This window comes from Streptomyces sp. SID12501 (genome assembly GCF_010550245.1).
GTDB lineage: Bacteria > Actinomycetota > Actinomycetes > Streptomycetales > Streptomycetaceae > Streptomyces.
The window spans coordinates 23,935-45,755 of sequence record NZ_JAAGLU010000030.1 but is presented as its reverse complement, the minus strand read 5'-3'; the positions used below and the strand labels follow the sequence as shown (position 1 = coordinate 45,755).

Annotated in this window: 24 protein-coding genes and 1 pseudogene; 10 read left to right on the top strand and 15 right to left on the bottom strand. The window is 70.2% G+C overall.

What is annotated here, in order from left to right:
* Positions 1-85: 85 nt before the first annotated feature.
* Positions 86-613 (bottom strand): hypothetical protein, encoded by a 528-nt coding sequence (locus G3I71_RS31435; protein ID WP_164319916.1) that lies wholly within the window; start codon positions 611-613, stop codon positions 86-88.
* Between the two features lie 218 nt (positions 614-831).
* Positions 832-1,017: pseudogene (locus tag G3I71_RS51485) on the bottom strand (DUF4291 family protein); the annotation flags it as partial.
* Positions 1,018-1,107: 90 nt separating this feature from the next.
* On the opposite strand from G3I71_RS51485, the gene G3I71_RS31425 reads away from it, so the two are divergent.
* Together G3I71_RS31425 and lnt are read left to right on the top strand one after the other, a co-directional pair.
* Positions 1,108-1,629, top strand: coding sequence for a nuclear transport factor 2 family protein (locus tag G3I71_RS31425; RefSeq protein WP_164319911.1), 522 nt, complete (start codon positions 1,108-1,110; stop codon positions 1,627-1,629).
* A gap of 187 nt (positions 1,630-1,816) precedes the next feature.
* Positions 1,817-3,391, top strand: coding sequence for an apolipoprotein N-acyltransferase (gene lnt, locus G3I71_RS31420; protein WP_164319909.1), 1,575 nt, complete (start codon positions 1,817-1,819; stop codon positions 3,389-3,391).
* Here lnt and G3I71_RS31415 read toward each other — a convergent pair.
* The gene (locus G3I71_RS31415) at positions 3,309-4,220 is read right to left on the bottom strand and encodes a Gfo/Idh/MocA family protein (protein ID WP_164319907.1); all 912 of its coding nucleotides are present in this window, start codon (positions 4,218-4,220) and stop codon (positions 3,309-3,311) included. The two genes, lnt and G3I71_RS31415, sit on opposite strands and share 83 nt — an antisense overlap.
* Positions 4,221-4,347: 127 nt before the next feature.
* On the opposite strand from G3I71_RS31415, the gene G3I71_RS31410 reads away from it, so the two are divergent.
* Both G3I71_RS31410 and G3I71_RS31405 read left to right on the top strand, forming a co-directional pair.
* Positions 4,348-4,866, top strand: a complete 519-nt coding sequence (locus tag G3I71_RS31410) for a DinB family protein (protein ID WP_164319905.1) — start codon at positions 4,348-4,350, stop codon at positions 4,864-4,866.
* Positions 4,867-5,073: 207 nt separating this feature from the next.
* Positions 5,074-5,526 (top strand): hypothetical protein, encoded by a 453-nt coding sequence (locus tag G3I71_RS31405; RefSeq protein WP_343243125.1) that lies wholly within the window; start codon positions 5,074-5,076, stop codon positions 5,524-5,526.
* A 105-nt stretch (positions 5,527-5,631) separates the two neighbouring features.
* Here G3I71_RS31405 and G3I71_RS31400 read toward each other — a convergent pair whose 3' ends face one another.
* The 7 genes from G3I71_RS31400 to G3I71_RS31370 form a co-directional block, all read right to left on the bottom strand.
* Entirely contained in the window at positions 5,632-6,171 is a 540-nt protein-coding gene (locus G3I71_RS31400; RefSeq protein WP_164319901.1) for a tetratricopeptide repeat protein, read from the bottom strand.
* Between the two features lie 184 nt (positions 6,172-6,355).
* Positions 6,356-7,039 (bottom strand): uracil-DNA glycosylase, encoded by a 684-nt coding sequence (gene ung / locus G3I71_RS31395; protein ID WP_164319899.1) that lies wholly within the window; start codon positions 7,037-7,039, stop codon positions 6,356-6,358.
* Between the two features lie 139 nt (positions 7,040-7,178).
* Positions 7,179-8,759 carry an ABC transporter substrate-binding protein gene (locus tag G3I71_RS31390; RefSeq protein WP_164319898.1) on the bottom strand — a complete coding sequence of 527 codons (1,581 nt, stop codon included), beginning with the start codon at positions 8,757-8,759 and terminating at the stop codon, positions 7,179-7,181.
* Positions 8,760-9,132: 373 nt separating this feature from the next.
* Complete coding sequence (locus G3I71_RS31385) at positions 9,133-9,891, bottom strand: SDR family oxidoreductase (RefSeq protein WP_164319896.1); 759 nt, start codon at positions 9,889-9,891, stop codon at positions 9,133-9,135.
* A 16-nt stretch (positions 9,892-9,907) separates the two neighbouring features.
* Positions 9,908-10,669: a 3-oxoacyl-ACP reductase FabG gene (fabG, locus tag G3I71_RS31380; RefSeq protein WP_164319894.1), complete on the bottom strand. Its 762-nt coding sequence runs from the start codon at positions 10,667-10,669 to the stop codon at positions 9,908-9,910.
* 138 nt (positions 10,670-10,807) lie between these two features.
* Positions 10,808-11,191 (bottom strand): DUF3037 domain-containing protein, encoded by a 384-nt coding sequence (locus G3I71_RS31375; RefSeq protein ID WP_164319892.1) that lies wholly within the window; start codon positions 11,189-11,191, stop codon positions 10,808-10,810.
* Complete coding sequence (locus tag G3I71_RS31370; RefSeq protein ID WP_164319890.1) at positions 11,188-11,970, bottom strand: HipA family kinase; 783 nt, start codon at positions 11,968-11,970, stop codon at positions 11,188-11,190. Before G3I71_RS31370 ends, G3I71_RS31375 begins: the two co-directional genes overlap by 4 nt.
* A gap of 114 nt (positions 11,971-12,084) precedes the next feature.
* Between G3I71_RS31370 and G3I71_RS31365 the strand changes: the two genes are divergently transcribed.
* A complete protein-coding gene (locus G3I71_RS31365) occupies positions 12,085-12,522 on the top strand; it encodes a Rieske (2Fe-2S) protein (protein WP_164319888.1) in 438 nt (145 codons plus the stop codon).
* A gap of 9 nt (positions 12,523-12,531) precedes the next feature.
* Here the strand turns inward: G3I71_RS31365 and G3I71_RS31360 are convergent, their stop codons facing one another.
* On the bottom strand, positions 12,532-13,182 hold the full coding sequence (locus G3I71_RS31360; RefSeq protein ID WP_164319886.1) for a cysteine hydrolase: 651 nt from the start codon (positions 13,180-13,182) through the stop codon (positions 12,532-12,534).
* Between the two features lie 120 nt (positions 13,183-13,302).
* On the opposite strand from G3I71_RS31360, the gene G3I71_RS31355 reads away from it, so the two are divergent.
* Complete coding sequence (locus G3I71_RS31355) at positions 13,303-13,770, top strand: pyridoxamine 5'-phosphate oxidase family protein (protein WP_164319884.1); 468 nt, start codon at positions 13,303-13,305, stop codon at positions 13,768-13,770.
* A 182-nt stretch (positions 13,771-13,952) separates the two neighbouring features.
* Here G3I71_RS31355 and G3I71_RS31350 read toward each other — a convergent pair whose 3' ends face one another.
* The gene (locus G3I71_RS31350; protein ID WP_164319882.1) at positions 13,953-14,855 is read right to left on the bottom strand and encodes a LysR family transcriptional regulator; all 903 of its coding nucleotides are present in this window, start codon (positions 14,853-14,855) and stop codon (positions 13,953-13,955) included.
* A 74-nt stretch (positions 14,856-14,929) separates the two neighbouring features.
* Between G3I71_RS31350 and G3I71_RS31345 the strand changes: the two genes are divergently transcribed.
* Positions 14,930-15,913 (top strand): DMT family transporter, encoded by a 984-nt coding sequence (locus tag G3I71_RS31345; protein WP_239149449.1) that lies wholly within the window; start codon positions 14,930-14,932, stop codon positions 15,911-15,913.
* A gap of 63 nt (positions 15,914-15,976) precedes the next feature.
* Here the strand turns inward: G3I71_RS31345 and G3I71_RS31340 are convergent, their stop codons facing one another.
* Positions 15,977-17,308: an aminotransferase class I/II-fold pyridoxal phosphate-dependent enzyme gene (locus tag G3I71_RS31340; RefSeq protein ID WP_164319878.1), complete on the bottom strand. Its 1,332-nt coding sequence runs from the start codon at positions 17,306-17,308 to the stop codon at positions 15,977-15,979.
* A 46-nt stretch (positions 17,309-17,354) separates the two neighbouring features.
* On the opposite strand from G3I71_RS31340, the gene G3I71_RS31335 reads away from it, so the two are divergent.
* Together G3I71_RS31335 and G3I71_RS31330 are read left to right on the top strand one after the other, a co-directional pair.
* A complete protein-coding gene (locus G3I71_RS31335; protein ID WP_164319876.1) occupies positions 17,355-18,110 on the top strand; it encodes a pyridoxamine 5'-phosphate oxidase family protein in 756 nt (251 codons plus the stop codon).
* A gap of 5 nt (positions 18,111-18,115) precedes the next feature.
* Positions 18,116-18,748 (top strand): FMN-binding negative transcriptional regulator, encoded by a 633-nt coding sequence (locus tag G3I71_RS31330; RefSeq protein WP_164319874.1) that lies wholly within the window; start codon positions 18,116-18,118, stop codon positions 18,746-18,748.
* 11 nt (positions 18,749-18,759) lie between these two features.
* Here G3I71_RS31330 and G3I71_RS31325 read toward each other — a convergent pair whose 3' ends face one another.
* A complete protein-coding gene (locus tag G3I71_RS31325) occupies positions 18,760-19,719 on the bottom strand; it encodes a helix-turn-helix transcriptional regulator (protein ID WP_164319872.1) in 960 nt (319 codons plus the stop codon).
* A 160-nt stretch (positions 19,720-19,879) separates the two neighbouring features.
* Between G3I71_RS31325 and G3I71_RS31320 the strand changes: the two genes are divergently transcribed.
* Positions 19,880-20,782 carry an oxidoreductase gene (locus G3I71_RS31320; protein WP_164319870.1) on the top strand — a complete coding sequence of 301 codons (903 nt, stop codon included), beginning with the start codon at positions 19,880-19,882 and terminating at the stop codon, positions 20,780-20,782.
* A gap of 3 nt (positions 20,783-20,785) precedes the next feature.
* On the opposite strand, the gene G3I71_RS31315 is transcribed toward G3I71_RS31320, so the two are convergent.
* Complete coding sequence (locus tag G3I71_RS31315; RefSeq protein ID WP_164319868.1) at positions 20,786-21,766, bottom strand: DMT family transporter; 981 nt, start codon at positions 21,764-21,766, stop codon at positions 20,786-20,788.
* Between the last annotated feature and the right edge of the window lie 55 nt (positions 21,767-21,821).

The window sequence follows — 21,821 nt, the reverse complement described above, 5'->3', positions numbered from 1 at the left end:
GCGGCCAGGTGCGGTTCGCGTGACTGGATCGGGCGTCATGGCACATCCGAACGCCCGTGACAGCAGCCCGGTGAACCTGATTCGTTCACGGAAGGCCAGCGACCTGCCGAAGCTTTGCGCGGCTGTCCGGGCTGATCAGGCCCTCCGGCAGCATCGCCACCACATTCGCATGTTGCGCGAACACGGCCCTGCACTGCTCACGCTCGGGATGATCACTGTCGCTGCCGAACCACAGAGCCATGGCCTCGTTGCCGGAATCGATGGGCCTTGAGTAGTCGGCGACCATGACCAGACGATTCAGTAGTCCGACCCGCTCAGGAACCTGCGAGTCGCCCGCGAGACGAAGCAGGAACGGCAGTACTTCCGACATGGCGGGATTCATGTCGGCAATGCTGAACATGGTGTTGATGAGCGCACGCTGGGCCTCGGCCGCGGCGGTCTGATCGAGAAGGCCGTACAGCAGGATCGGGATCGCGGCAGGGCACTCGAAAAATTCTGACCAGCGGACCTCCTCGCACCCGTGGAGGGCAGGATGCCCGCGGTCGGAATCAGCTACCTGCGGGTACTCTTGGAGAAACCGAGCGATCGTCGCCTCCTTGGCGACCAGGTCCATCCCACACACCTGTACACCCCCGTCCTGCCTCCATGAGCCCCAAGTCCCGCGTCAACCGAACTCTTGCGCGACCGGAGATACGCACGCAAGCCCGGATGGCGAACCGATCACGTTCGACTCCCAGGCGCCCGAAGCCACTCAGCTTGACCAGTCAGACGCCTGCGCCTACGTGGTCACGGCACTGGCAACGCAGATGAGGGCTGTGAACGCGGCTTGATGATCCACGTCATACGGTCCCGCTTCCACGCCACCGGAAACCGACCCTCGCGTGCCGCCGCGAGCCCGATCTGCGGGCTGTAGGCCTGATAGACGGTCACCGTGGAGGCCGTATGAAGGGCGCGTACGCGGAACTTGGGTTCCTGTTCGTGGGAAAGGTCGGGAAGGCCGACTGTCTGATCGTTCACGCGACCAGCTTGGGAGGCGGACACGCCCGTCGGCCACCCAATATCCGTACTTCCCTTGGCTGTGCCCGTCCCGTGCCCAACACTGAGCCGATGACGCAGCGTGTGGAGCTCGCGACCGTGATGGACCGGCTCTCCCTCGATGGACTCGTCACCGCGTACGCGGTGGCGGTGGACGACGGTGACTGGGAGGCGTACGTGGACCTGTTCGCGCCGGACGGGCGGGCGGACTACCGTTCGGCCGGCGGCATCGAGGGGGACGCCCGGCAGGTCGCCGGGTGGCTCAGGCAGAACATGGAACTGTTCCCGATGCGGCAGCATCTGATCGTCAACCGCCGGGTCGGCTTCGGCCTCCTGGAGCAGGACACCGGCGACACGGCCCGCGTCCAGGCGGACTACGTCAATCCCATGCGCCTCGCGGACCGCGACGGCGAAGGCGGATCCACCGCACCCGACTTCGTGTGCGGCGGCCGGTACGCATTCGAGCTGATCCGTACGAGGGACGGCTGGCGGTTGCGCGAGGTGGTCGTCCAGGAGAAGTGGCGGCGCATGCCGAATCCGCGCCCCCTTCCGCATCCGCGTCCGGAACCCGTCATCGAGCCCGCCACCGACTGACCCCTTCCCCCGCCCACCCGGACCAGCCGCCGTACACCGTACGAGGAATCCGCCGGGCCTGGCCGGAGTCCTGCTGGTCCGGGATCGCCCCCACCACGCACACTGAACCCAGGTGACCCACGTAAGGGTTGACCGACTGGGTAGTTGACCCGGTGATCCTGGGAAACCGACTGGTAGGAGGCGCCGTATGAAACTGCCCGGCCACTGGCTCGCCTCCCCGTGGCGCCGTTCCGTCGTCGCCGCGCTGGCCGGTGCCCTGCCGATGTTCGCCTTTCCGGCGCCGGCCCTGTGGTGGTTCGCGTATGCCGCGCTCGTGCCCTGGATCCTGCTCGTCCGGTCCGCGCCGACCGCCGGACGGGCGGCGTACGACGGCTGGTTCGGTGGCCTCGGGTACATGCTGGCCGTGCATCACTGGCTGCTGCCGAGCCTGCATGTGTTCACGGTCGTCATCGCGGCGCTGCTCGGCGCGCTCTGGGCGCCCTGGGGTGTTCTCGTACGCCGGTTCCTGGGCGGCAGACCGTCCGTCGGACGGATCACCGCCGGTCTCGTCGTGCTGCCGTCGGGGTGGCTCATGGCCGAGCTGGTCCGCTCGTGGCAGGGGCTGGGCGGGCCCTGGGGCATGATCGGATCCAGCCAGTGGCAGGTGGCGCCCGCGCTGCGGCTGGCCTCGGTCGGTGGGGTGTGGCTGCTCAGCTTCCTGGTGGTGACCGTGAACGTCGCGGTCGCCGTCCTGGTCGCGGTGCGCGAGTCCCGGGTCCCGGCCGTGGCTGGGCTCGTCGCCACCGTCGCCGTGACCTCCGCGGCCTGGGTGTGGTCACCGCGCCCGGAGGCGGACGGCCGGGTACGGATCGCCGTCGTGCAGCCGGGCATCGTCGACGGGGCCGACAGCATCGGGAAACGGTTCGCGCTCGAGGAAGCGCTCACGCGCCGGCTGGCCGGCCAGGACGTCGATCTGGTCGTCTGGGGTGAGAGCAGCGTCGGCTACGACCTCGCCGACCGCCCCGACCTGGCGAAAAGGCTTGCCACACTCTCACGCACGACCGGGACCGACATCCTCGTCAACGTGGACGCCAGGCGCTCCGACCGGCCCGGCATCTACAAGAGTTCGGTGCTCGTCGGCCCGGACGGCCCCACCGGCGACCGGTACGACAAGATGCGGCTCGTCCCCTTCGGTGAGTACATTCCGGCGCGTTCGCTGCTGGGCTGGGCCACCTCCGTCGGCAAGGCGGCGGGCGAGGACCGCAAACGCGGCACCGAGCAGGTGGTGATGAACGTCGGGCACGGGCTGCGCGTCGGGCCCATGGTCTGCTTCGAGTCCGCGTTCCCGGACATGAGCCGGCATCTCGCCCAGGACGGCGCCCAGGTACTGATCGCCCAGTCCTCGACCTCGTCGTTCCAGCACAGCTGGGCCCCCCAGCAGCACGCCTCGATCGCGGCCCTGCGCGCCGCCGAGACCGGCCGGCCCATGGTGCACGCCACGCTGACCGGCGTCTCCGCCGTCTACGGTCCGAGCGGCGAGCGCGTCGGCTCCTGGCTCGGCACCGACGCGAGCACCTCGGAGGTGTACGACGTACCGCTGGCCCGGGGTGTCACGGCGTACGTCCGCTTCGGCGACTGGCCGGTGCATGCGGCCGTCCTCGTCTTCCTCGTCCTGGGTGCCGTCGAGGGCGTGGGCCTGCTCAGGCGGCGCCGGTCCGCTCCTCCACCGCATGGACAACCCGCTCGCACAGTTCATGAGTCGCCAGTGCGTCCCGGGCGCTGAGCACCTTGCCCGCGCGCACCGCGTCGAGAAAGGTGAGCACGGCCTGTTCGATGCCGCGCTGCCGGGCCACAGGCACCCAGTCACCGCGCCTCCGTACGGTCGGCTGCCCCTTGTGGTCGATCACCTCGGCGAGGTTGATCACCTGACGCTTGGTGTCCTGCCCGGACACTTCGAGGATCTCCTCGGCGGAGCCGCTGAGCCGGTTCATCACCCCGAGCGCGGTGAAGCCGTCCCCGGCGAGCTGGAGCACCACGTGATGCAGCAGTCCGTCCTTCGTGCGGGCTCGAACGGTCACGTCGTCGATCGGGCCCGGCACCAGGAACCGCAGCGTGTCCACGACATGGATGAAGTCGTCGAGGATCATCGCGCGGGGTTCTTCAGGCAGCCCGATGCGGTTCTTCTGCATCAGGATCAGCTCGCGCGGATGATCGGCGCACTGGGTGTACCCGGGCGCGAAGCGCCGGTTGAACCCGACGGCGAGCGAGACCCCACGATCCTCCGCCAGCCCCACCAGCCGCTCCGACTCGGCGAGTTCATACGCGAGCGGCTTGTCCACGTACGTCGGTACGCCCGCCTCCAGCAACCTGGTCACGATCTCCGGGTGCACGTCGGTGGGCGCGTGCACGAAGGCCGCGTCGAGGCCCTGGGCGATCAGTTCGTCGAGGTCGGCGTGGCGCTGCCCGGCCGGCAGGCGCAGGCCGTCGGCGACCCGGGCAAGTGTCGCGGGCGTCCGAGTCTGCACATGCAGTTCGACGCCGGGTCGCGCGCCCAGCACCGGCAGATAGGCCTTCTGCGCGATGTCACCGAGTCCGATGCAGCCGACCTTCACGGGGTCTCCTTCAACGGTTGTCTGCCGGGGTCATGCCGGAAGCATAGGGCCGACGGAGGTTTCGCCGGCCGCCCGAGCTTCCGGAAAACACATGGTGGGGACGGTCCCGGTGAGCGACCATGCCTGCATGACGACACAGACGCCACGCAGTGAACCCGCCCAGAACGCCGACGAGCGCACCATGCTGGAGGGCTGGCTGGACTACCACCGGCAGACTCTGGCGTGGAAGTGCGAGGGCCTGACCGACGCCCAGCTCAGGACCGCCTCCGTGGAGCCCTCCGAACTGTCCCTCCTGGGTCTGGTGCGGCACATGGCGGAAGTGGAGCGGGGCTGGTTCCGCAAGGTGCTGGTTGCCGACGATCCGGGGCCGATCTACTACACCGAGGAGGACCCGGACGGCGAGTTCCACCTGACCGAGTCGGACAGTTGGCAGGAGACCTGCAGCACCTGGCAGGCCGAGATCGAGATCGCCCGGCGCAACGCCGCCGGCTTCGGTCTCGACGACCTCTCGAAGGGCCGAAGCAGGCACAGCGACGAGCCGTTCAACCTGCGCTGGATCTACACCCACATGATCGAGGAGTACGCCCGCCACAACGGCCACGCCGACCTGCTCCGCGAACGGCTCGACGGAACGACCGGCGACTGAGCCACGCCGGCGGAGGGTCACGCGTCGGAGGGTCACGCGTCGGGACGGTGCGGGGCCGTCAGCCGGGACCCTCCCAGGCCCTCCGTAAGGGGCCGGAGATCACCCGTGTGGGGCATCCTCCGCTTGTCCACGGCTGCGAAACGGGGCGGAACCAGCAGAGTTGCGCGGGTGCATCGAACGACGACCACCGCAACGCTCCTGGTAACTGTGGCTGTCACAGCCCTCTCCGGCTGCGTCACGATCCAGCACCCGATTGCTCCCGGCCCGCCCCCGGCACCGTCCCAGGCGTCGGTGCCCCGTCCGGACGGCCGGGCCGAACCGCAGATCGTGCAGGCGCCTGCCCGGGAGGCACTGGAGCTCATCGGCCCCGACCGCAGGCCCGCGCGGGCCCCGCGGGCCGTGGGCGAGCCGCAGCGCCCGGCTGCCGCGGCGCCCGCGGCACCGCCTGCCGCCGCTCCGGCACCTCCGCCCCGCCGGACCAAGCCGAAGAAGCGCCCGCCGAAGCCGGAGCGCCGTCACACCCAGCCCCGCGTCGAGCTCCCCGAGGTGTCCCGCCCGGTACGCGAGAACACGGATGTGTGCGCCCTCGGCAAGAAGTACGGCGGCTGGGGCAAGGACAGTCCCCAGACGGTCATCTGCAAGGAGGCGTACGGGCGTTGAGCAACTAGAAGTTCGGTCGAGAGATCGGTCTGGAGATCAGGTGGTCTGCGTCGGGCTGACGGACAGGCACCTTCCGGAGCCCTCCAGAGCCCCCGCCAGGACTCCCTAGGGCCGCTGTCTCGGCGGCCCCCAGGGATCCCCCTCCGATTCCCCGGCGGAGTCCCCCTCCCCCAGCCGCAGCTCCAGTCGCCCGATGGCCGCCCTGACCCCGTCGCCGTAACTGTCGTCGCCCAGGGCGTCGGCCGCGCCGCGGGCGCGACGGATGTGGGTGCGGGCGGCGTCGGGGCGGTCCAGTTTGACGTAGTCGGCGGCGAGGTTCAGGTGCAGTGACGGATACAGGGCGCGTACCGCGAGCGCTCCCTCGTGCTGGACGACCTCCGCGACCCGCTCGTCCGACAGCTCCTGTGCCGCCGACAACGCCCGGAGATCCCACGCCAGTTCGTCCGAAGGGTCGTCCTGTGTGTCAGCCATGTAGTGCGCCAGTGTGCAGCGGTGCAACGGGTCGCCGGTCGCGCCGATCTCCGCCCACAGCCCCAGCAAGCGGCCCCGGGCCTCCTCGCGGTCACCGCCGTGATGCAACATGACGGCCTGTCCGATCCGGGTCATCATGGCATCCGGTGCCACCTGTTCCTGCCGCTCCGTCACCGCGCCCTCCGCCCTCGTCCGCTGTGCCCGCTGTCCCTCCCGACGCTAGCCGCAGGCACTGACAATCCCGGTCAGGCGAGCCGGTACGGCACCGGACCGGCCCCGTGACGGACGCAGACCGGCCCGGCGACGCGGCTCACCGCACCCGGATCGGCACGGGTCGGGAGTCGGCGCGGGTCGAGGCTCAGCCGAGGTCGGGAATCGTCCAGTCGATCGGCGCGTGCCCCTGGCCGGCCACCGCCTCGTTGATCTGTGTGAACGGGCGCGAGCCGAAGAACTTCTTCGCCGACAGCGGTGACGGGTGCGCCCCCTTCACCACCACGTGCCGCTCCTCGTCGATCAGTGGGAGCTTCTTCTGCGCGTAGTTGCCCCACAGGACGAAGACCGCCGGGTCGGGACGGTCGGCCACCGACCGGATCACCGCGTCCGTGAACCTCTCCCAGCCCTTGCCCTTGTGCGAGTTGGCCTCGCCGGAGCGGACCGTGAGCACCGCGTTGAGCAGCAGGACTCCCTGCTCGGCCCACGGCATCAGATAGCCGTTGTCGGGGACGGGCGTGCCCAGCTCCTCCTTCATCTCCTTGTAGATGTTGCGGAGCGAGGGCGGGGTCTTCACCCCTGGGCGGACCGAGAAGCACAGGCCGTGGCCCTGCCCCTCGCCGTGGTAGGGGTCCTGACCGAGGATCAGAACCTTCACCTGGTCGTACGGCGTCGCGTCGAGCGCGGCGAACACCTCTTCGCGCGGAGGATAGACAGGACCTTTCGCCCGCTCCTCCTCGACGAACTCGGTCAGCTCCTTGAAGTAGGGCTGCTGCAGCTCGTCACCCAGGACGCCGCGCCAGGACTCGGGCAGCATGGCGATGTCGGTCACGTGAACTTCCTCCGATGTGCGGTGTGTTCCACTCACCGAAGAACCTACCGGCGCCCACTGACAACGGGTCACCGACCACGACTCCCGAGGCTCCCGACGCCTGCCGTGCGCCGACCACGAGTACCGGTCACGGGCTCCGCTACCAGCTGGTCTTCCAGTACAGCTCCCACATCACCATCATGGTCGCCGGGTCGATGGACACCTCGGCGCCGCCGATGTCCTCGTTCGCCGCCACATGCTGCTTGCCCTGCCACAGCGGCAGCAGCCGGGCGTCGTCCAGAAGGATCTGCTGGGCCTCCTCGAACTGCTCGCCGACGGCCCCGCGGTCGCTCTCCCGGCGTGACTCGGGCAGTAGTTGACCAGTGATCTGGGGCGACGTGTACGGCGTGCCGAGCGCGTTCTGCTCGCCCACGAAGGGGGCGATGAAGTTGTCGGCGTCGGGGAAGTCGGGGAACCAGCCGCGCCCGAACACCGGGTACTCGCCCTTCTGGTAGCCGTCCACGTACGTCTTCCAGGGGCGACTCTTGAGCGTCACGGTGAACAGGCCGGAGGACTCCAGCTGCCGCTTCAACTCCTCGAAGGCCGGCTTGGTCTGGGAGCCGTAGCGGTCGCTCGTGTACCAGAGGGTGAGCGGGACCCGCTCGGTGATGCCGTCCTCCAGGAGGATCTGCCGGGCCTTGGAGGAACTGGGATTCCCGAAGTCGTCGAAGAAGCCCGTGGTGTGGCCGACCAGCCCCTTGGGGATCATGGAGTACAGCGGCTCGACGGTGTCCTTGTAGACGTTGTGGGCGAGCGCCGGACGGTCGACGATCTGGGCGATCGCCTTACGGACCGAGAGCTTGTTGGACCACGGGTCCTTGGGGTTGAACACCAGGTAACTGATCTCGGTGGTGGCGTTCTCGATGAGCTGGAGGCCCTCCTCCTTCTCGTTGTCCTCGATGTCGACGACGTCGGCGGCGCTGAGACCGCGGTAGACGACGTCGATGGACTTCTCCCGGAGGGCGTCGGCCACCGCGGACGAACTCCGGAAGTAGCGGATGGTGACGGCGTCGTTCTTGAGGCCCGCGATGCCCTTGTAGCCGCTGTTCTTGACGAGTACGGCCCTGTCGCCCTCCTTGTAGGACTCCAGGGTGTACGGCCCGGAGCCGCTGACCTTGCCGTCCTTACGGAGTGACTTCGCGGGGTACTCCTCGGGGTCCACGATCGACATGGCGGGCGTGGAGAGCACGAAGGGGAAGGTCGCGTCGGCCTGGTTCAGGTGAAAGACGATCCCGCGGTCGCCCTTCACCTCGATCCGGTCGAGGCTGGTCAGCAGACCGGCGGGGCCACCGTTGACGTTGATCTTCTTGATCCGGTCGATGGAGTACTTGACGGCCTGCGCGTCCAGTTCGTGTCCGTCCGAGAACTTCAGGCCCTCGCGCAGCTCGCAGCTGTACACCGTGCTCGAACTGTCGGTGAACTCGCAGCTCTTGGCGGCGTCGGGCTTGGGCTCGGACCCGCCGGTCTCGAAGTTGAGCAGAGTCTGGTGGACGTTGCGGAACAGCTCCCACGAGTTGTCCCAGGAGGCCGCCGGATCGAGTGTGCTGGGTTCGCTGGTCGTCCCCACCACGATCGGCTTACCGTCGTTGGAGGAGTCGGAGGAGAAGACTCCGCATCCGGCGACCATGGATATGGACGCGGCTGTCGCCAGCTGCCGCAGGCCCCGGTTCCGGTTGAACACGTGCACGCTCCTCGATCTGCCATACCAAGCCAACGGTCGGCAGACCATACCGCAGGGCCCCACCGGACGGTCCAGCTTCCAGGACGGCCCGTTGATCAGCACGTATCGGACAGCACTGCCATCGGACTGTGTGACCTCGGACGTCGACACAGGAGCTTTTTCTGTCAGCCGGGGCCGCATTGGTTTGCGACGGTCGACATGGAGACTTTCCGCCGTTCATCTTCCGGTGGATGTCGGAGTGGACATCAGATTCGCCGGCATACGGAGACTCCTGGCGGACGCTCCGGACAGGGTGCGCGAAACCAGCGAGGCGGGGCGGGCGCTCCCTCATCGGGTAACGCCCGCCCCGCCTCGTACACAGGGGGTCCGTGCGTCAGCTGTTGCCGGCCTTGAGGAAGATGCCGCCGTCGACCACCAGCGTCTGGCCGGTGATCCAGTCGGCCTGGGCCGAGGTCAGGAACGCGGCGGCGCCCCCGATGTCGGAGGGTACGCCGAGCCTGCCGAGCGGGTAGGCGGCAGCGGCCTCCTCTTCCCGGCCCTCGTACAGCGCCTGCGCGAACTTCGTCTTCACGACGGCCGGCGCGATCGAGTTGACCCGCACCCCGGGCGCGTACTCGTGCGCCAGCTGGAGTGTCAGGTTGTCCAGCGCGGCCTTGCTGACGCCGTACGCACCGATGAACGGCGAGGCCGAGAGGCCGGCGACGGACGTGATGTTGACGATCGCGCCGCCGTTCTCCTTCTGCCAGGCGTGCCAGGTCTTCTGGGCGAAGCCGAGCGCCGAGACGACGTTGGTCTCGAAGACCTTGCGCGCCACGTTGAGGTCGAGGTCGGCGATCGGACCGAACACCGGGTTCGTACCGGCGTTGTTGACCAGGAAGTCGACGCGCCCGAACGCCTCCAGGGTGCGCTCGACGGCGACGGCCTGGTGGGCCTCGTCGTGGGCCTTGCCGGCCACGCCGATGACCCGGTCGGCGCCGAGTGTCTCGACGGCCTCCTTGAGCGCGTCCTCGTTGCGTCCGGTGATGCAGACCCGGTCACCGCGCGCGAGCAGCGCCTCGGCGATGCCGTAGCCGATGCCCCGGCTGGCACCCGTGATGAGGGCGACCTTGCCCGAGAGTTCCACTGTCGTCATGTTCTGTTCCCCAGCCCTAGTCGAGCGGTCCGCCGGCGACGTACAGCACCTGGCCGGAGACGAATCCGGCGGCCTCGCCCGTGAAGAAGGCGATCGCGTTGGAGATGTCGTCCGGGTTGCCCACGCGCTGCACGGGGATCTGGGTCGCGGCTGCGGCCTTGAAGTCCTCGAAGCCCATACCGACGCGCTCGGCGGTGGCGGCGGTCATGTCGGTGGCGATGAAGCCGGGGGCGACAGCGTTCGCGGTGACGCCGAACTTGCCGAGTTCGAGGGCGAGGGTCTTGGTGAACCCCTGCAGACCGGCCTTGGCGGACGAGTAGTTGACCTGGCCCCGGTTGCCCTGGGCGGAGGACGAGGACAGGTTGACGATCCGGCCGAACTTGGCGTCCACCATGTACTTCTGACAGGCCCTCGACATCAGGAAGGCGCCGCGCAGGTGCACGTTCATGACCGTGTCCCAGTCGGAGACGCTCATCTTGAAGAGCAGGTTGTCGCGCAGGACACCCGCGTTGTTGACGAGGATCGTGGGTCCGCCCAGTTCCTCGGCGATACGCGTGACCGCGGCCGCGACCTGGGCCTCGTCGGAGACGTCGCAGCCGACGGCGAGCGCCTTGCCACCGGCGGCGGTGATCTGCTCGACGGTGTCCTTGCAGGCGGCCTCGTCGAGGTCGATCACCGCGACGGCGCGGCCCTCCGCCGCCAGTCGTACGGCGGTCGCGGCGCCGATGCCGCGCGCACCGCCGGTGACCACGGCGACCCGCTGCTCAGTGGTGGACATTGCTGGTTCTCCTCGCCCTTGAAAAGCCTGCGGCCCACGGTACGCCCTCAGGTGAGCGACCGCTTAGTACCTTCAGTAGACGTGACGCTAGAAGTCCTGGCACCCGGTGTCAACGGCATGCGGCGCCGGTGTGAGCCATTACCTGACCAGCAACGCGAGCAGCCGCTCGGCCTCGGCCCCGGGATCGGCGGTGAGGCCCGTGTGCACTGGCCCCGGCTGAACCACGGTCGAGCGCGGCGCGATCAGCCAGCGAAAGCGCCGCCCGGCATCATCCAGCGCCGCCTGACCTGCTGCTTTCCCGCCCGCGCAGACCCCCTCGACGGCACGCAGCGCGGCCCGCACACCGGCCACGTCGGCCTCGGGGTCCAGCGCCCTCAGCTTGCCCTCGTCCAGATGCGTACGCGCCGCGACGAAGGACTTGGCGCGGCAGTACACCAGAACGCCGGCGTTGAAGCACTCGCCGCGCTCGATCCGCGGTACGACCCGCAGCAGCGCGTACTCGAAGACGTCCCGCTCGCTCACTTCTCCCCCTCGGCACCCTGGACGCCCTGGACGCCCTGGACGCGCTCATGGATGACGGCGGCGCGCGCGAGGAGCGGCTCCGCGTAGGCCCGCCGGAGGGCGTCCGGCGAGTCGAAGCCGGGTTCGTCCGCGAGCCACGCGTCGGGGATCTCGGCGGTCACCTCGGCAAGCAGTTCCCCGGTGACCAGGGGGGCCAGTTCGGCGGCGGCCGAGGCGATGTCCGGGCCGAACGGCGCGAGCGCGTGCTCGGAGACGTCGTACGGCTTGGCCGCGGAGGCCCGGGCGCCAGGCCAGTTGTGGTGCCAGATCATCGTGGCGCCGTGGTCGATGAGCCACAACTCACCGTGCCACATCAGCAGGTTGGGGTTGCGCCACGAGCGGTCGACGTTGTTGACGAGCGCGTCGAACCACACCACCCGCCCGGCCTCCGCGGCACTCACCTCGAAGGCGAGGGGGTCGAAGCCGATCGCCCCCGACAGGAAGTCCATGCCGAGGTTGGTGCCGCCGCTCGACCTGAGCAGCCCCTGCACCTGCTCGTCGGGCTCGCCGAGGCCCAGCACCGGGTCCAGGGCGACCGTCACCAGCCCCGGTACCCGCAGCCCCAGCCGCCGGGCCAGCTCACCGCAGACGACCTCGGCGACGAGGGTCTTGCGGCCCTGTCCCGCGCCGGTGAACTTCATGACGTACGCCGCGAGATCGTCGGCCTCGACGAGTCCCGGCAGCGAACCGCCCTCACGCAGGGGCGTGATGTAGCGGGTCGCGATGACTTCCTTGAGCATCGGCCCAGGTTACTGGGGCGTTCGCGGCCCGATGCCCGTCCCGCCTGAACGGCGCGCGCGCAGGGTTCGTATCTTCGTACGGATCAGGAAACGCCTGCGGAAGGAAACGCCAGCATGAGCAGCGCCTCGCTTCAGCCCGTATCGGGACCGGCTCGTCGTACGGTCATGGCGGCGGCCGGGGCGGCGGGGCTCGCCGTCGCGCTGACCGCCTGCGGGTCGGAGGACGACGCGTCGGACTCCTCCACCGACCAGGGCGCCGCTGCCGGCACCGCCCTCGCCAAGACCTCCGACATCCCGGAGGGCGGCGGCAAGATCTTCGCGGACCAGGGTGTGGTGGTCACGCAGCCGACGGCGGGCACCTACAAGGCGTTCTCGTCGAAGTGCACGCACGCGGGCTGCGCGGTGACGAGCATCGCCAACGGCGCCATCATCTGTCCGTGCCACAAGAGCGAGTTCTCGGTCGCGGACGGCAGCGTGAAGAAGGGTCCGGCGACCGAGGCGCTGGCCGCCGAGTCGATCAAGGTGTCCGGGGACTCCATCACGCTCGCCTGACCCTCGGCCTCACCCTCGCCCGGCGCGGTGAGGCCGCTTGAGGCAGGCCAGCACCTCGTCGGTGGTCGCGACTGTGGCGACCAGCGCGAGGGTGTTGCGGATCATCGCGGGGGTGTAGTCGGAGGGCACCCCCGCGATGGCGTCCCCGGGCACGACGACGGTGTATCCACGGTTCACGGCGTCGAACACGGCGTTGGGAATCGCGACGTTGGCCGACACCCCGGTCACGATCAGGGTCCGGCAGCCCAGGTTGCGCAGCAGGGCGTCGACGTCGGTGCCCTGGATCGGCGACAGTCCGTGCAGCCGCCGTACGACGAAGTCCTCGTCGGCGACCTCGATCGGCGGTGCGACGCGCACCGCGGTGGTGCCCGAGAGCTGTTGGACGGGGAGCCGTTCGGCGGCCCGGAACAGACGGGCGTTGTGGTTGGCGCCCCGGCCGTCCGGACGGCGCTCGGCGATCGCGTGGATGACCTGGACACCGGTCTCGTGGGCGGCGGCGACCAACCTGGCTACCTGGGCGAGCGCCCCCGACGACCGCGCCTCCCCGGCGAGTTCGGGCAGCGCGCTGTCCGGTCCGACGACGCCCTGCTGGCACTCGACGGTGAGCAGGACCGTGGTCGCGGGGTCGAGGAGTTCGCTGAGCTGTTCGTGCGACGGCATGGCGCTCCTTGGCTCGCGGACCGTACGGGTGGGCGGGCGCGAGACTAACGTCCGTCGCGTGAGGGCGGAAGGCAGCCCATATTCTTTTCTGACGTAAGAGAACAAAAGGGGGAGGATCGCATGACCGCCACTCAGCGCCGAGGCCGGAAGATCATGATGACGCCGGGCGAGCTGGACGAGTTCCTGGCGACCCAGCGCACCTGCCGGGTCGCCACCGTGTCGGCCGGGGGCGCTCCGCACGTGAGCACGCTGTGGTTCGCCTGGGACGGCACCTCGATGTGGCTGTACTCGGTGGTCCGCAGCAAGCGCTGGACCGACCTGCGCCGCGACCCGCGGGTGGCGATCGTCGTCGACACGGGCGAGGAGTACGACGATCTGCGCGGCGTCGAGCTGTCCGGCGCCGTCGAGTTCGTCGGCGAGTCACCGCGCACCGGAGAACTGCGCGCCGAACTGGACGTCCCGGAAACCCTGTTCGCCCGCAAGAACTTCCACCTGGACGAGATGCCGCACGACGGCAGACACGCCTGGATACGCCTGACCCCGGAAAAAACGGTCTCCTGGGACTTCCGCAAGCTGCCACCCCAGTAACGGGCCCGCGCCCCCAGCCCGTCTGGGGGTCCCCCCTCTGGGGGAGTTTGAGGACGAGCGCGTTCAGCGCGAACGGGGGTCTGGGGGCGCAGCCCCCAGCAAGGGGATGGGACGGGTAGGGGCGGCGGGGGCGAAAACTGTGCCACGCCCACCCCCAACCCGCCAAACCCGCGGAGCGCCCCTCACGCAACCCCCCGCCCCACCACCCGCAACGCCTCGACCGCCGCACGGATCGACGGCCGCCGGTCGGCGTCCGCACGCCAGACCACGTACACATGCCGCCGCACACGCTGCCGCAGCGGAACGGTGACGACCCCGGCGGGTACCGGATCGCGGCCCAGCAGCGGCGCGATGCACACACCGAGCCCCGCCGCCACCAGTGCCAACTGCGTGTGCGTCTCCGCCGCACGATGGCCGATGCACGGCTCGACACCCTTGGACCGCAGCGTGAACATCAGCCACTCGTGGCAGAACTCCCCCTCGCCCCACGTGATCCACTCGTCCTCGGCGAACTCCCCGAGGTCCACCTCGCTCCGGCCGGCGAGCGGATGGGCGACCGGCATCGCCACATCCGCCGGGTCGTCGAGGATCGCCGCCTTCACCAGACCGTCGGGCAGCGGCATCGGCTTGTTGTACCAGTCGAGGACGACCGCCAGGTCGAGGTCCCCGCGCACCACCCCGGCGACCCCGGCCTCCGGTTCCAGCTCGCACGAGCGCAACCGCAACCCGGGATGCTCCGCACGCAGGGCCGCGAGTGCGGCCGGGAACAGTCCGCGCGCGGCGGTCGGGAACGCCGAGAGCCGCAGTTCACCCACCACCTGCCCGCGCTGTGCCTCCAGGTCGGACTGGGCCAGCTCGACCTGGGACAGGATTCGCGCGGCATGGTCCGCGAGCAGCTGTCCGGCGTCTGTGAGCCGCACGCCCCGCCCGTTCTTGGCGAGGAGCTGCTGGCCCACTTCCCGCTCCAGTTTGGACATCTGCTGCGAGACGGCCGACGTCGTCACATGCAGCCCCTCGGCCGCCCCGCTGACCGAACCGTGCCGGGCGAGGGCGTGGAGGGTGCGCAGGCGCTCCAGGTTCAACATGTAAGTGATCCTACGAGATAAGGCGAACACTTGCTCGCTTGTGCTACGAGATCGACTCCGGGATCGTGGCACCCATGAGCCGCTTCACCACCCCGAGGCCCAAGACACCGACACCCTCGCCCACTTCCACGTCCGCGTCCGCCCAGGTCAGTCGCCGCCCCGCCCTCGACTGGCGTATCCGTTTCGGCGTCCTGTCCCTGATCTGGGGCTTCAGCTTCCTGCTGATCAAGGTCGGTACGCAGGGGTTCGCGCCGTTCCAGGTCACCTTCGGCCGACTGCTCTTCGGTACGGCGGTCCTGGCGGCGGCGCTGGCGGTGAAGCGGGAGCGGCTGCCGCGCGGCGCGCGCACGTGGGGGCATCTCGCGGTGGCCGCGTTCCTGCTGAACGCCCTGCCGTTCTCGCTGTTCGCGTACGCGGAGCTGACGATCCCGTCCACGCTCGCCGGCATCTGCAACGCGACCTCGCCTCTGTGGGGCATGGCCCTGTCCCTGGTCGCGCTCTCGGAGGACCGTCCGACGCGGGTGCGGGTGGCCGGTCTCGGCCTGGGCTTCATAGGTGTGCTGACCGTCCTCGGCGCCTGGCAGGGCTTCCACGGCCTGGACGCGACGGGCACGGCGCTGGCGCTGCTGGCCTCGCTCAGCTACCCGATCGGCTGGATCCACGTCCGCCGCACACTGGCGGGCTCCAGCCACTCCCATCTGTCGCTCAGCGGCGCCCAACTGCTGCTGGCCACTCTCCAACTGGCCGTGGTCACACCGCTGTTCACCGGGATACCCGACGGCTTCCCCGTCGGGCCACTGTTCGCGATCGTCGCACTCGGCGCACTGGGCACGGGCTGCGCGATGCTGCTGCAGTACGGCCTGGTCGCCGAGACGGGGCCGACGACCGCCCAGATGGTCACGTACTTCATCCCGGTGATCGCCACGGTCGCGGGCGTCACCCTGCTCGGCGAGACCCTGACCTGGTCGACCCCGGTGGGCGCGGTGGTGGTGCTGGCCGGAGCGGCACTCACCCAGGTCGGCCCTCGCCGCCGCCATCGGGCCGAGCCTCAGACATAGGCCCCGACGCCGTGGACCGACGCAGCCCCATACCCCTTTGGTGCGCCTACGCAGAGCCCCGCTTCAGACGTGGGTCCGCGTCGGCGCCGATCCCACCGCCGAGGCGATCGCGTCCGCCAACGGACCCGTCTCCTCCCGGGTCAGCGTCGCCACGGTCACCCGGATACCGGACGGGGCGTTCATCCGGAAGCGCGCACCAGGGGCGACGGCCCAACCGGCGTGCAGCAGCCGGGCGACCGCGCCGGTCTCGTCCGGGACGGGGATCCATACGTTCAGTCCGCTGCGCCCACGGGCAGCGACCCCGCGCTGCGCGAGCGCGTCGATCAGCGCGTCCCGGCGCTCCCCGTACGCCGAGGCCACCGCGCGCGCGTCCAGCACGCCATCGGCCCACAGCCGCACGACGGCCCGTTGCAGCAGCCGGCTGACCCAGCCCGGCCCGAGTCGCTGCCGCCCCAGGACCCGGTCGACGGTGACAGCGTCCCCGGTGAGGACGGCGAGACGCAGATCGGGGCCGTACGCCTTGGCGACCGAGCGGACGAACGCCCAGTGCCGGGTGACCCCGGCCAGTGGATGGAGGGGCTGGTCGACGATCCGGTAGCCGTGGTCGTCCTCGACGAGCAGGGTCTCCGGGTGCTCCCGGAGCACGGAACGCAGGGCACGCGCACGCGTGGCGCTCACCACGGCCCCGGTCGGGTTCTGCGCCCGGTCCGTGACGATCAGCGCCCGCGCCCCGGCTGCCAGCGCCTGCCGTACGTCCTCGGCGAGCGGCCCCTCGTCGTCGACGCCCACCGGGACCATGCGCAGCCCGAGCGCCGGCACGAGGTCCAGCAGCCCACCCCACCCGGGGTCCTCGACGGCGACGGTGTCACCGGGCTTGAGGTGTACGGCGAGGACGCGCTCGATGCCGTCCAGCGCACTGGAGGTGACGGCGAGGGGCCCGTCCGGCACACCGTCGGTGTCGAGGTCGGTTCGGGCGATGCGGGCCAACTCCGGTTCCACGGTGGCGTCCCCGTAGAGCACCAGAGCCCGGTCGCCCTGCTCACCGGCCGCCGCGAACGCCGCCGCCAGTGACGGCAGCAGCGCCGGATCGGGGTTCCCGCGCGCCACGTCCCGCACACCGGGCGGCACTTCCACCCTGATGTATTCGCGCCCGGTGGTGGCCGGCTTGGAGCGCACCCGGCTGCCGCGCCGCCCATGAGTCTCGATGACCCCTCGTTCACGCAGCATGCGATATGCGGCGGCGACGGTATTGGGGTTCACCCCGAGCCGCTCCGCCAACTCCCGCATGGGCGGCAGCAGTTGCCCGGGTTCCAGCTCTCCGGTACCCACCGCGCGTTCGACGCTCGCGGAAATCTCTGCTGCGCCCCGACCTTTGATCGGATATTCTCCTAGCACAACATGAACTATGCACTAGTGCAATAAGAATCGCAAGGAGACCTTGATGTCAGGGACCACGCAGGACGCACAGGACACGAAAGACGCCGTCCAGGAAGCGGCGTCGGCGACACCACAGGCCGACCACCAGTCACCTCTGCCGCCCGCAGCCGACACCTATGCCCAGACCGACCGCACGGTCCCCACCCGCTCCGCCGCCAAGGCTTCGTACGACAAGGAGTCGGTGCACGCGATCCTCGACGAGGGGTATGTGTGCCACCTGGGGTTCGTCCGTGACGGCGCCCCGGTCGTGCTGCCGACGCTGTACGCGCGGCTCGGTGAGCGCCTCTACGTGCACGGGTCCACGGGCTCGCGCCCGCTGCGGATGGCCGGCCAGCCCGACCCGGGCCTGCCGGTCTGTCTGACGGTCACCCACGTGGACGCGCTGATCCTGGCCCGGTCCGCCTTCCACCACTCGATCAACTACCGCTCGGTGGTGGTCCACGGCATCGCCCACCAGGTGACGGACCCGGACGAGAAGCGCCTGGCCCTGGACGTCCTGGTCGACAACGTCGTGGCAGGCCGCTCGGCCGACTCGCGGCCCGCCAACGCCAAGGAACTGGCCGCCACCGCCGTGATCCGCATCGACCTCGACGAGGTCTCCGCGAAGATGCGCACCGGCGGGGTGAACGACGAGCCAGAGGACCTCACGCTCCCCCACTGGGCCGGCGTGGTCCCGCTGCGCAAGGGCTACGAAACCCCGCTCGCGGACGCGGAGTTGGCACCCGGCACTCAGCTCCCCGACTACCTCAGGGCCCGCTGATCCCGATGCTGATCCACCCCTGGGACGCCCCGCGCGACGAAGCGGAATGGCAACAGTGGCTGGCCGCCCACGACTTCGGCCAGCTCTCCGTCAACGGCCTGCCGGGCGAGGCGCCGTACGTCCAGCCGCTGCACTTCGCGTACGACGTCGAGCGCGCCGAGGCGGTGACCCACCTGGCCCGCCCCAACCCGCTCTGGCCCGCGCTGGAGCAGAACCCGGTCGTCCTGCTCAGCGTGGTCGACGACTACACGTTCGTCCCCGGACCGTGGCAGGCCGCGCCGGACGGCCCGTCGGAGCACGGGACGCCGACGAGTTTCTACGCCGCGGTCCAACTGCGCTGCACCGCCCACGTCGTGGACGACCCCGCGGAGAAGGCCGCGCTGCTCAACCGCCAGCTGAGCCACTTCCAGCCGGCAGGCGGCTCGGCGCGAGTGGCGGCGGGCGAGGCGCCGTTCGGGCGGATGCTCGCCGGTATCCGTGGCATCAGGCTCGAAGTGACGGACGTACGGGCCAAGTTCAAGTACGCCGAGAAGAAGCCGGCGGAGGTCCAGGACCGTATCGCGGCCGGGCTGGCGGCTCGGGCCGGGCCACGGGACGCGGGGGCGCTGGCGGTTCAGCGGCGCAGGCGGGGACTGTAGCCGCAGCGGACTCACTGTCCGTCGATGATCTTCCCGTCGCTCTTCTTGACGCTCTTCTTGACGCTCTTCTCGTCACTCTTCTTGTCGACGCCCGGCGCATCCGTGTGCCGGTGCTGTTCACCGGCGTCCAAGTGCCCTGCGGACAGCGGGGCGTTGAGGCTGCCCAACAACCCCAGCAACTCCGCGTTCCGGCTGCCGGGCTCGGCGTGGAAGACGACGAGGGTGAGGCCGTCCAGGCCGCCGACGTCGAGCTTGTCGCAGTACAGGTCGAGGTCGCCCACCTGGGGATGGGTCCTCCTGCTGACGCGTGCGCGCATGGGGAGGACGTCGTGGCGGCCCCAGAGCAACCGGAAGCGTTCACTGCGCAGGGACAGTTCCCCGACCAGCTCGACCAGACGCGGATCGTCGACCTCGGCACCGGCCCGCGCGCGCAGGCTCGCGACCACTCCCGCGGTCAAGTCCTCCCAGTCCCGGTGCTGTTCACGCTCGCCGGGGTCGAGGAACACGGTCCTGAGCAGGTTCACGCCGGGGACATGATGGGGGGCCAGTGCGCTGTACAGCGCGTTCACCGCGAGTACGTCGGCGTACCTGTTCTGCACATAGGCGGGGTTCGTGGTCCAGCCGTCCATGAGCTGCCGGATGCTCAGCGGCACCGGTGCGGGCTTCGCCGCCCGGCTGCGCCGCGCGGGCCGACGCCCGGTCCCCGTCAGCCCGAGCAGGTGACGGGTCGCGTCGGTGTCCAGGCGCAGTACCCGGGCGAGCGCTTCGAGCACCTGGGCGGACGGGTTGCGGTCCCGTCCCTGCTCAAGCCGCAGGTAGTAGTCGGAGCTGATCCCCGCGAGCGTCGCGACCTCCTCGCGGCGCAGCCCGGGCACCCGGCGCAGACCGCCGCCGCTGAGCCCGACGTCCTCGGGCCGGACCTGTTCCCGGCGGGCCCGCAGGAACTCTCCGAGCACGTTGTTGGCGTCCATGCCCACCACCGTAGATCGGGCGGCTCGGGATGTGGGTGTCCCTGTCGCTCCCAGGAACAGCGGGGTACTGCCACCCGCGTACCGATCGCGCCAGAGTCGACCCGGACGACAGACGACAACCGCAACGACGACACAGCGGTACGCGACGAAAGGCATCACCATGGCCGACACCGTCTCCGGCGGAACCCTCACCCCGGCCGAGGGCCTGACCCTGACCCGCATGGGGTACGGCGCCATGCAGTTGGCGGGACCCCACGTGTTCGGGCCGCCCAAGGACCCCGACGAGGCTGTGGCGGTGCTGCGCGAGGCCGTCGACCGGGGCCTCACCCACATCGACACGAGCGACTTCTACGGGCCCACGGTCGTCAACGAACTCATCAGGAAAGCCCTCGCCCCCTACCCCGCCGATCTCCGCATCGTCACCAAGGTGGGCGCCCGCCGCGGCGCCGACGCGAGCTGGCTGCCCGCGCTGGACCCCGAGAGCCTCAGGTCGGCTGTCCACGACAACCTCCGGAACCTCGGCGTGGACGTGCTCGACGTGGTGAACCTGCGCGTCGGCACGGACCTGGCCGGCGGATCGGCGCCGCTCGGCGAGGAGTTCGGGGTGCTGGCCGAGCTCCAGAAAGAAGGCCTGATCCGGCACCTCGGGCTCAGTGCGGTCACCGACGACCAGCTGACCGAGGCGCAGGCCATCGCCCCGGTCGTCACCGTGCAGAACCTCTACAACCTGGCCAACCGCGGGGACGACGCGCTGGTCGAGCGGTGCGCGGCGGAGAACATCGCCTTCGCCCCCTTCTTCCCGCTCGGCGGCTTCAGCCCGCTCCAGTCGCAGACCCTCACCGACGTCGCCGCCCGTCTCGACGCCTCGCCCCAGCAGGTCGCCCTGGCCTGGCTGCTCCAGCGCTCGCCGAGCATCGTTCTCATCCCCGGTACCTCCTCACGCGCCCACCTGCGCGAGAACATCGCCGCCGCGGATCTGACACTGCCGGCGGACGCCGTAGAGGAGCTCGACACGATCGGCGACGCGATCGACTACGCGACGGACACCTCGCAGACCGACTGAGTCTCAGCCGAACGCCCCTCCGGGCTCCGCCCGCCGCTCCACACCTCCGTCCGCACTCCCGTCCGTACCGGCACTCCTCGTCTCCGCCACCGCGAGCCCCGCCGCCGCTCCCAGCATCAGCAGGGTGCCCGCGACGGTCGCCGCCGTCAGCCGCTCGCCGAGCAGAGTGACGGCGAGGAGTGCCGCGCTCACCGGCTCCAGGAGCATGATCACGGAGACGGTCGCCGAGCGGACGACGGCCGCCCCGGCGAAGTACAGCCCGTACGCCAGGGCGGTCGGTACGGCGGCGACGTACACCAGAAGACCGACGAACCGCAGGCCGTCGCCGGTGTGCGGGAAGAGCCCCTCGGCGAGTCCGAAGGGCAGCAGGCAGAGCGTCGTGACGCCGAAGGCCCTGACGGACGTACCGAACGCGTCCGTTGTGCCGTCCCGCCCCCACCAGCGGGTGAGGAGGGCCATCACGGCGTACCCGGCCGCCGACACCGTGGCCCACGCGACACCCGACGGCCGCACCTGGGCGCCCCCGCTGCCCAGCACCAGCACCGTGAGCCCGGTGAGCGCCCCGACGACGGCGACGATCCCGCTCGCCCCCAGCCGTTCGCCCATGGTCAGCCGGGCGCCCAGCGCGATGAGGACGGGCCCGGCGCCCAGGGTGACAACGGTGGCGACCGCGAGGCCGGTGGCCTGCACGGACGCGAAGTACGCGGTCTGGAACACGGCGAGCGAGCAGCCGGTGACACCGGCACGCAGGGCCCTGCGCCGCCTCGGTTCGGGCCTGACGGCAGTACGGCGCCGTAGTGAGCGGGCGAGGAGCAGCAGTACGAAACCGCCGGCGCAGCGCCAGAAGGAGAGGGCGACGGGGCCCATGTCGCTCACCCGGTAGACGAGGGAGGCGGCAGCGCCCGCGGTACCCCAGGCGGCACCGGCGACGGTCAGGAAGAGCAGGCCTCGCCCGATGGGCAGGCCGGAAACGGTGTTCGACACGGGAGTCTCTCCGCAGCCGCGCGGGGAGAAGGCGAAAGGCCGCCCACCACACGGA

Excerpts from the sequence above, each read along its gene's own strand:
- lnt (WP_164319909.1), top strand. The coding sequence starts at position 1,817 with ATGAAACTGCCCGGCCACTGGCTCGCCTCCCCGTGGCGCCGTTCCGTC.
- G3I71_RS31345 (WP_239149449.1), top strand. The coding sequence starts at position 14,930 with ATGAGCCGCTTCACCACCCCGAGGCCCAAGACACCGACACCCTCGCCC.
- G3I71_RS31320 (WP_164319870.1), top strand. The coding sequence starts at position 19,880 with ATGGCCGACACCGTCTCCGGCGGAACCCTCACCCCGGCCGAGGGCCTG.
- fabG (WP_164319894.1), bottom strand. The coding sequence starts at position 10,669 with ATGTCCACCACTGAGCAGCGGGTCGCCGTGGTCACCGGCGGTGCGCGC.
- G3I71_RS31365 (WP_164319888.1), top strand. The coding sequence starts at position 12,085 with ATGAGCAGCGCCTCGCTTCAGCCCGTATCGGGACCGGCTCGTCGTACG.
- G3I71_RS31385 (WP_164319896.1), bottom strand. The coding sequence starts at position 9,891 with ATGACGACAGTGGAACTCTCGGGCAAGGTCGCCCTCATCACGGGTGCC.
- G3I71_RS31360 (WP_164319886.1), bottom strand. The coding sequence starts at position 13,182 with ATGCCGTCGCACGAACAGCTCAGCGAACTCCTCGACCCCGCGACCACG.
- G3I71_RS31425 (WP_164319911.1), top strand. The coding sequence starts at position 1,108 with ATGACGCAGCGTGTGGAGCTCGCGACCGTGATGGACCGGCTCTCCCTC.
- G3I71_RS31435 (WP_164319916.1), bottom strand. The coding sequence starts at position 613 with ATGGACCTGGTCGCCAAGGAGGCGACGATCGCTCGGTTTCTCCAAGAG.
- G3I71_RS31355 (WP_164319884.1), top strand. The coding sequence starts at position 13,303 with ATGACCGCCACTCAGCGCCGAGGCCGGAAGATCATGATGACGCCGGGC.
- G3I71_RS31325 (WP_164319872.1), bottom strand. The coding sequence starts at position 19,719 with ATGGACGCCAACAACGTGCTCGGAGAGTTCCTGCGGGCCCGCCGGGAA.
- G3I71_RS31350 (WP_164319882.1), bottom strand. The coding sequence starts at position 14,855 with ATGTTGAACCTGGAGCGCCTGCGCACCCTCCACGCCCTCGCCCGGCAC.
- G3I71_RS31370 (WP_164319890.1), bottom strand. The coding sequence starts at position 11,970 with ATGCTCAAGGAAGTCATCGCGACCCGCTACATCACGCCCCTGCGTGAG.
- G3I71_RS31330 (WP_164319874.1), top strand. The coding sequence starts at position 18,116 with ATGCTGATCCACCCCTGGGACGCCCCGCGCGACGAAGCGGAATGGCAA.
- G3I71_RS31410 (WP_164319905.1), top strand. The coding sequence starts at position 4,348 with ATGACGACACAGACGCCACGCAGTGAACCCGCCCAGAACGCCGACGAG.
- G3I71_RS31335 (WP_164319876.1), top strand. The coding sequence starts at position 17,355 with ATGTCAGGGACCACGCAGGACGCACAGGACACGAAAGACGCCGTCCAG.